Origin of the sequence: Pseudomonas sp. S44 (assembly GCF_016624805.1) — a bacterium.
Lineage (GTDB): Bacteria > Pseudomonadota > Gammaproteobacteria > Pseudomonadales > Pseudomonadaceae > Aquipseudomonas > Aquipseudomonas machongensis.
In genome coordinates this window covers 63,668-71,000 of record NZ_JACVTY010000030.1, presented here as the reverse complement: position 1 = coordinate 71,000, position 7,333 = coordinate 63,668, and the positions used below count along the sequence as shown (strand labels likewise).

8 protein-coding genes are annotated in these 7,333 nt (G+C 61.6%); 5 read left to right on the top strand and 3 right to left on the bottom strand.

What is annotated here, in order from left to right; all coding sequences use genetic code 11:
• Window positions 1-178 precede the first annotated feature (178 nt).
• Window positions 179-1,066 carry a threonine/homoserine exporter RhtA gene (gene rhtA / locus IAE40_RS20505; protein WP_200603767.1) on the top strand — a complete coding sequence of 296 codons (888 nt, stop codon included), beginning with the start codon at window positions 179-181 and terminating at the stop codon, window positions 1,064-1,066.
• A 184-nt stretch (window positions 1,067-1,250) separates the two neighbouring features.
• Window positions 1,251-1,532, top strand: coding sequence for a hypothetical protein (locus IAE40_RS20500; protein ID WP_054894309.1), 282 nt, complete (start codon window positions 1,251-1,253; stop codon window positions 1,530-1,532).
• 42 nt (window positions 1,533-1,574) lie between these two features.
• On the opposite strand, the gene IAE40_RS20495 is transcribed toward IAE40_RS20500, so the two are convergent.
• Window positions 1,575-3,383, bottom strand: a complete 1,809-nt coding sequence (locus IAE40_RS20495) for an aminopeptidase P family protein (RefSeq protein WP_200603766.1) — start codon at window positions 3,381-3,383, stop codon at window positions 1,575-1,577.
• 191 nt (window positions 3,384-3,574) lie between these two features.
• On the opposite strand from IAE40_RS20495, the gene IAE40_RS20490 reads away from it, so the two are divergent.
• The gene (locus tag IAE40_RS20490) at window positions 3,575-4,675 is read left to right on the top strand and encodes a DUF3182 family protein (RefSeq protein ID WP_153774806.1); all 1,101 of its coding nucleotides are present in this window, start codon (window positions 3,575-3,577) and stop codon (window positions 4,673-4,675) included.
• Window positions 4,659-5,429, top strand: a complete 771-nt coding sequence (locus IAE40_RS20485; protein WP_065861935.1) for an alpha/beta hydrolase family protein — start codon at window positions 4,659-4,661, stop codon at window positions 5,427-5,429. The genes IAE40_RS20490 and IAE40_RS20485 overlap by 17 nt, the downstream gene beginning before the upstream one ends.
• Here IAE40_RS20485 and IAE40_RS20480 read toward each other — a convergent pair.
• Entirely contained in the window at window positions 5,408-5,788 is a 381-nt protein-coding gene (locus tag IAE40_RS20480; protein ID WP_125929415.1) for an antibiotic biosynthesis monooxygenase, read from the bottom strand. The two genes, IAE40_RS20485 and IAE40_RS20480, sit on opposite strands and share 22 nt — an antisense overlap.
• Before the next feature lie 88 nt (window positions 5,789-5,876).
• Here IAE40_RS20480 and soxR point away from each other — a divergent pair, with 88 nt between their 5' ends.
• A complete protein-coding gene (soxR, locus tag IAE40_RS20475) occupies window positions 5,877-6,368 on the top strand; it encodes a redox-sensitive transcriptional activator SoxR (protein ID WP_125929414.1) in 492 nt (163 codons plus the stop codon).
• Here the strand turns inward: soxR and IAE40_RS20470 are convergent.
• Window positions 6,338-7,321 carry a GlxA family transcriptional regulator gene (locus IAE40_RS20470; RefSeq protein WP_153774803.1) on the bottom strand — a complete coding sequence of 328 codons (984 nt, stop codon included), beginning with the start codon at window positions 7,319-7,321 and terminating at the stop codon, window positions 6,338-6,340. The genes soxR and IAE40_RS20470 overlap by 31 nt on opposite strands.
• Between the last annotated feature and the right edge of the window lie 12 nt (window positions 7,322-7,333).

The window sequence follows — 7,333 nt, the reverse complement described above, 5'->3', positions numbered from 1 at the left end:
AAGTGGGGCGCATTATAAGGGGATCTGAGAGAGCGTCAACCTTTTATTTCATAAAATCTTAATCGAAATGAAGGGCTTAGCCCGCGCATTGCTCAAGAGCAGTTGCACCTGCCACTGGGATTTGCGCACTATATTGCGCAGCTCGCCCCTTCTACTTATTTAGGACTGCCCCACCCAAATGAACACCAAGCCCCGCAGCCTGGCCGCCACGCTGTTCCCTATCGGCCTGCTGTTGATTGCCATGGCTTCCATCCAGTCTGGAGCGTCACTGGCCAAGAGCATGTTTCCAGTTGTCGGCGCTCAGGGCACCACAACGCTGCGCCTGATCTTCGCCAGCATCATCATGCTTGCATTGCTGCGCCCGTGGCGCGCCAGGTTCAATGCCAGCACCCTGCGCAGCGTCATCATCTATGGGCTGGCCCTGGGCGGCATGAACTTCCTCTTCTATATGTCGTTGCGCACCGTTCCGCTGGGCATCGCCGTGGCGCTGGAGTTTACCGGCCCGCTGGCGGTAGCGATCTTCGCTTCGCGCCGCGCCCTGGACTTTCTCTGGATCGCGCTCGCCATCGTCGGCCTGCTACTGCTCATCCCTACAGGGCAGACGGGGGCATCCCTCGACTTGACCGGCGCGGCCTACGCCTTGGGTGCCGGCGTCTGCTGGGCGCTCTACATTTTATATGGCCAGCGAGCAGGCGCGGAAAACGGTATCCAGACCGCGGCATTGGGCGTATTGATCGCGGCGCTGTTCGTGGCTCCCATCGGTATCGCCCACGCCGGTAGTGCCTTGCTCACTCCAGCACTGATTCCGGTCGCACTTGCCGTGGCGATCCTGTCTACCGCCCTCCCCTACAGCCTGGAAATGGTCGCACTGACGCGAATGCCCGCGCGAACCTTCGGCACCCTGATGAGTATCGAGCCTGCATTCGGTGCACTGTCGGGGCTTCTGTTCCTTGGAGAGGTTCTCAGCTTGACCCAGTGGTTGGCGATCCTGGCAATCATTACCGCCTCGGTCGGGGCCACACTGTCGATGCGCAAGGAAAGCAGCCCTCCCGTAGCGGCTGACTGATTTGAGAAATAGTTTCATTTGAACAGCTTCAGCCTTGTACCCGCCTATAAGGCTGTTTAAGCTGTCACAGCATCATCACCTTCAGACGATCTACTGAGCCGGGCACGGAAGCAGGGGAGTTTCAGGCAGAACGCAGTCATCACTACAAGGGCGGACAATGCTCACCGCCCAGATAAGGACAGGAATGAAACGTATTTTTCTCATCCTGGCCATCTTGGCCATTGCTGGGTGCGCCGCTACAGCCAAGACCGAGGTGAAGCGAGGGAAGAAAGGCTTGCACATCAACTGCTCCGGGCTTTCATCATCCTGGGACAAGTGCTACGCCAATGCGCAAGCGTCATGCGGCAGCAAAGGCTACAAGGTAATCGCGCGCTCCAGCGACAGCGACGAAGAGCCGGGCGACTACGTGTTCGGAATCAACCCCGCCGGCTATACCAGCCGCAGCATGATCGTCATCTGCAAATAAACGAAAGGGCAGCCCCAGGCTGCCCTTTCTCGTTCCAGTCGATCAGACCGGCTGCGTACGCAGTCTCAACCAGACCAGTGCGTCGCCTTGCAACAGGGGCGCTAATCGCTCATACACGGTCTGGTGATAACGGTTGAGCCATTGGCGCTCCGAAACATCGAGCAACTCGGGCAGCAAGCATCGGGTGTCGATCGGGCAAAGCGTCAGGGTCTCAAAGGCCAGGAAGTCGCCAAAAGCGCTCTTGCCCACCTCCCGATTAACCACCAGATTCTCGATCCGCACGCCCCAGGCTCCAGGTCTGTAGGTGCCCGGCTCGATCGAACTGATCATCCCGACCTGCATGGCTGTCTGCGGCGTGGTTGCCGCCTGATAGGCAATGACCTGCGGCCCCTCGTGCACATTCATGAAGTAGCCTACGCCATGCCCAGTGCCATGGCCGTAGTCGACTTGATCGGCCCAGATAGGCGCCCGGGCGATGGCATCGAGCAGCGGCGAAAGAATGCCCCGCGGGAAAGTCGCCCGCGACAACGCGATCACTCCCTTGAGCACCCGCGTGCAGTCCTTCTTCTGCTCCAGGCTGGGTGTACCAATCGGCACCATCCGGGTAATGTCGGTAGTCCCGCCCAGGTACTGGCCGCCCGAATCGATCAGCAGCAGGCCATTACCCTCGATCACCGCATGCGACTCTTCGGTGGCGCGGTAATGGGGCATCGCGCCATTGGCATTGAAGGCCGCGATGGTCGAGAAGCTGAGCGAGACGAAGTCAGGGCGCCGCGCACGTGCCGCGCTCAGTTGTTCATCGACCGTCAGTTCCGTGATGGTCTCGCGCCCAAGATTGGCCTCGAACCAGGCGAAGAACTCGCACAAGGCTGCACCGTCCTGCTCCATCACCTGACGAATATGAACTAGGTCCGCCTCGCTCTTGCGCGACTTGCTCAGCGTAGTCGGATTGACGCCCTCGACCAACGCGACCCGCTTGTCGAGCTTGTCCAGCAGGCCCTGGGTGACACGTGCCGGATCGACCAGCAGGCGGGTGCCGCCAGCGAGGCTCGCAAGTGCCTGACCAACTTCCGCGTAGTCACGCACCTGTATACCGTCGGCCGCCAGTACTTGACGCAGATGAGTATTGATCTTGTCCTGACCGACAAAGAGCGTGGCTTGATCACGACCGATCAAGGCGAAGGAAACGAACACCGGGTTGTACGAAACATCACTACCACGCAGGTTGAACAGCCAGGCAATGTCGTCCAGAGATGCGATGAAATGCCAGTCGGCGCCCTTGCTGGCCAGGGCCTGACGCAACTCTCCGAGTTTCTGCGCACGACTGACAGTCGCATGGGGAGGCAGGTGCTGATAGACGGGGTTGCCAGGCAAGGCCGGACGATCGCCCCAGACCTGAACCAGCAGGTCTCGGTCAGTCAACAGTCTTACATTGCGAGCGCTCAGGCGCTCTGCCAATTGACGGGCAGAGGCCAGCGCCATGACCGCACCATCAACCGCCACGGCACCGCCGCTGGCAACCTGCTCACCCAGCCAATCCAATGCCCCCGGCTGGCCTGGCAGTAGCTTCATCAGCTCGATGCCACTGCCCGCCAATTCCTTTTCTGCCTGCTCCCAATAGCGGCTGTCGACCCACAGCCCGGCGAATTCCGCGGCCACTACCAGCGTGCCGACCGAGCCCTGAAAGCCAGACAGCCATTGGCGTCCTTGCCAATGGCCGGGCAAGTACTCGGAAAGGTGCGGATCGGCAGAGGGCACCAACAGGGCATCGACACCCTCCCTGGCCATGACATCGCGCACACGCGCCAGGCGTGCCGGTATGGATTCCTGAAGGGGGTTGAGACTGTTCATGCGCTCTCCTGCGATCACATCTTGGACGGTTCCAGGTCGGGATAATGGAACAGGCTGCGAACGCCCGCAATCGGATCACCCACAAAGGGCCTGCGATTGCTTGGAGCGCCTCGGCCGCCAGTCCAACGGGCTGAACTTTCGAGCTGTCTGGAATTTCACAGTTCGTACAGCCCCAGCGGATGAGATCGCACATGGCCCACCCCCACGAGTCGAAAATCGCCGTCGTACTCCTCGACACCCGCGAACGCACCCCGGACCATGAATATGCCACTCACCAGAAGCTCGCCGAGATCCTGGCGCAATTGCTTGGCATATCTGTCTTCAACCCTGGACAACCGGCCGGCCAGGCCAACCACTATTATTACCTGCCCACGGAAACCTTGATCGGCCAGCAACAGGGCATCCGCTGCGAACAGGACCTGTTCGGCGGCCTGGTCAGCCATCCCTACATGGCGACCAAGGCCATTTCCCACCCACTACCCGCCAATGCAGTCTTTCCGCCGGGTTGGACTGACGCCTTCGCGCAACAGGCCAGCGGTGCCCTGTTGCGCGGCTACACAGTCTTTTCCAAGGACGATGCTCGACGAGCAGCCGACTTGCTATTGCGCAGCGGCCCCGTTCGGGTCAAACCCGTATTGGCCCGTGCCGGTCGCGGCCAGCAGGTAATCGATACCCTTGACGCACTTGACCCCTTGTTCGCGACCTTGGACGACAAGGCACTTGGCCTTTGGGGGCTGGTACTGGAGGAGGACCTGCATGAAGTAGAAACCTTCAGTGTTGGCCAGGTGCGTGTCGCTGGCCTCACCTGCAGCTACTACGGTACCCAGCAACTCACCAGGGACCATCAAGGCCAACAAGTCTACGGTGGGTCCGATCTGATGGTAGTACGCGGCGACTATCAGGCGCTGCTGCAGCGACCGCTGGAGGATTATCTGCGCCTGGCTATCAATCAGGCCATGACCTACGAGCAAGCGGCGGAACGACACTTCCCAGGTTTCATCGCCTCACGCCGCAACTACGACATCGCCCGTGGCCTCGACGCACGTGGCCACCTGCGCAGCGGCGTTCTGGAGCAATCGTGGCGCCAGGGTGGCGCCAGTAGCGCAGAGCTCCTTGCCGTGCGCGCCTTCGCCGACGATCCGACGCTGCAGCAGGTACGCGCATCCACCCACGAGGTGTTCGGCACGCCTGAACTTCCCGCCGACGCCACACTTTTCTATGAGGGGGACGACAGTGAACTCGGACAATTCTGCAAATTTGCACGGATTCGCGAGCATGGCCATTCAGAGTGAACAGGTCGAGCTACAGGTCGAGGGCGAGAGTATCGCCGGTACTTTGGTCAGTCCTGGCAGCAAGATGCCCGGCATTCTCTTCGTCCACGGCTGGGGCGGCAGCCAACAGCGAGACCTGGCCCGCGCCCGACAGATTACCGGGCTGGGTTGCGTGTGCATGACCTTCGACTTGCGCGGACACGAGAAGACCGAAAGCCAGCGATTGACGGTGACCCGTGAGCAGAACCTCACCGACCTGCTGGCCGCCTACGATCGGCTGGCCTCGCACCCTGCCGTCGATCCCGGCGCCATTGCGCTGATCGGTAGCAGCTATGGCGGTTATCTGGCCACCCTGCTGACCGCATATAGACCCGTGAAATGGCTGGCGATGCGTGTACCTGCATTGTACTGGGACGATGAATGGGACACTCCAAAGCAAGCACTCGACCGCCAGCGCCTGAATCACTATCGCCAACGCATTCTGGGGCCAGCCGACAATCGTGCCTTGGCCGCCTGCGCCGAGTTCGCTGGCGATGTCCTGCTGGTGGAGTCCGAGCACGATGACTATGTGCCGCACAACACCCTGATGAGCTATCGCTCCGCGTTCGTCGGCGCCCATTCACTGACCCACCGCATCGTCGACGGGGCCGACCATGCACTGTCCAGCGAGGAAAGCCAGAAAGCCTACAGTTCGATCCTGGGTACATGGATAGGCGAAATGGTCATCGGCGCGCGGCTAGACCGCTACCCGCACTACGCCCCCTGGTATGCCTGAGGCTCACCGACCTCGCAATGCAAGCCGCCGTCGGTGCCTCGCACCAGGCTGCGCAGGGTCTGGTAGGCCGTGAAATTGACACCGCGTGCCTGGTGACGCTGCAACAGGTCGAGGAACGGTTCCTCGACGAAACAGGGCGCGGCAGCCGCCCACTCCTGGCGCGATTGCCACCGCAAGTACTGCAACACCCGGCTGCCATCGACACTGGCCTGAATGCTGACACCCAGCAAACCATCGCACCGGCTGGCGATCTCTTCCGCCCGCAGGACCAACGCCTCGGCCAGTGCCTGTTGCCGAATCGCCGGTACTTCGTACTCGATCATCTGGGTAAACCATAGGGAATGAGGGGTGGCCACCATGAACAGTCTCCTTGCTCGGGGGTACTTGCAGCGTGATGGCGAGCAGGGTAAAACCTCGAGTTAAGTCAAGGTCAAGGAATATTTCGACATGCCAAGCAAGGACGTGACGGCGCCGGAACGCCTGCTCAGCGTAGGCCAGTTGGCTGCGCGCAGCGGCGTCGCGGTGACCGCGCTGCACTTCTATGAAAGCAAGGGACTGATCCACAGCACCCGCAACAACGGCAACCAGCGCCGCTTCGAGCGAGCCATGCTACGCCGGGTGGCAGTGATCAAGATGGCGCAGCGCCTGGGAGTACCGCTGGCGCAAGTCGCCGAAGCGCTCGATACACTGCCCAAAGGGCACACGCCGACCGCTGAAGACTGGCAGCGTTTTTCCGCACGATGGCGAGAAGACCTGACCCAGCGCATCGAAGAATTGATGATGCTGCGCGACCAGCTGGATGGCTGCATTGGCTGCGGCTGCATGTCATTGAAGGAATGTCCTCTGCGCAACCATCGCGACCGCCTCGCCGAGGAAGGCCCAGGGCCGCACCCGCTAGGCCCAGACGCTCAGGCAACCACGGCGAAACGTCGCCGGTAGTCACTGGGTGTCAGGCCGGTGACGCGCTGGAACACCTTACGAAAGGCACTGGGGTCCTGATAGCCCACGCCCCAGGCAATCTGGTCGACGCTGCGCCGGGTGAACTCCAGCAGGCGGCAGGCACGTCCTACCCGGACCTGCTGGCAGTATTGGGTAGGACGCAATCCGGTCGCCGCGCGAAAACGCCGCAGAAACGTACGCTCTTCGAGCCCGGCACATCCAGCCATGCTTGCCAGATTAGCCTCCCGCGCACCACTCCCCTGCAGCCAGTGCTGCACCTTCAGCACGGCTTCATCGCCGTGATCCAGCCTCGGTGCGAACAACGCACCGGGCAGCGGGGTCGGCACCGGATCGACCGCCAGGTAGCGTGCAGTCTCGCGCGCCAGGGTGGCACCCAGGAAACGCTCAAGCAGACGCAGCCCGAGCTCGGTCCAGGCCATCAGCCCGGCTGACGTCATGATGTCGCCATCGTCCAGTACCGCTACGCTGGCATCGGCGCGCACTTGCGGGTAGCGCTCGGCCAAGGTCTGGGCGTAATTCCAGTGGGTACTCGCCGAACGCCCGTCCAGCAGGCCACTGGCAGCAATGAAGAATACGCCGATGCACACCGAAGCGAGCACAGTGCCGCGTGCATGCCATTGGCACAAGTGCGCGCGGTGTCGCTCAAGCAGCGCAGGTGCAGGTGCCGGGCCAAGGCTGGGCGGTACCACCAGCACCTTGAGGTCATGGCGCGCGCCCGGCAGGCTGTCGTACACCTCGCAGAGTTCACCGGTCTGATCGAGTTGCCAGTGGCTGATACGGATCGGCAGCAGCTTCCCATCACCGAGTTCACAGGCGACCTGATTGGCGACCGTGAACAGGTCGGTCAGCCCATGCACAGCGGCACGCTGCGCATCGGGATAGACCAGCACACCGATTTCCAAGCCTGTATCCATGTCAGTTTTTGCCCTCATTGTGTCGATCGC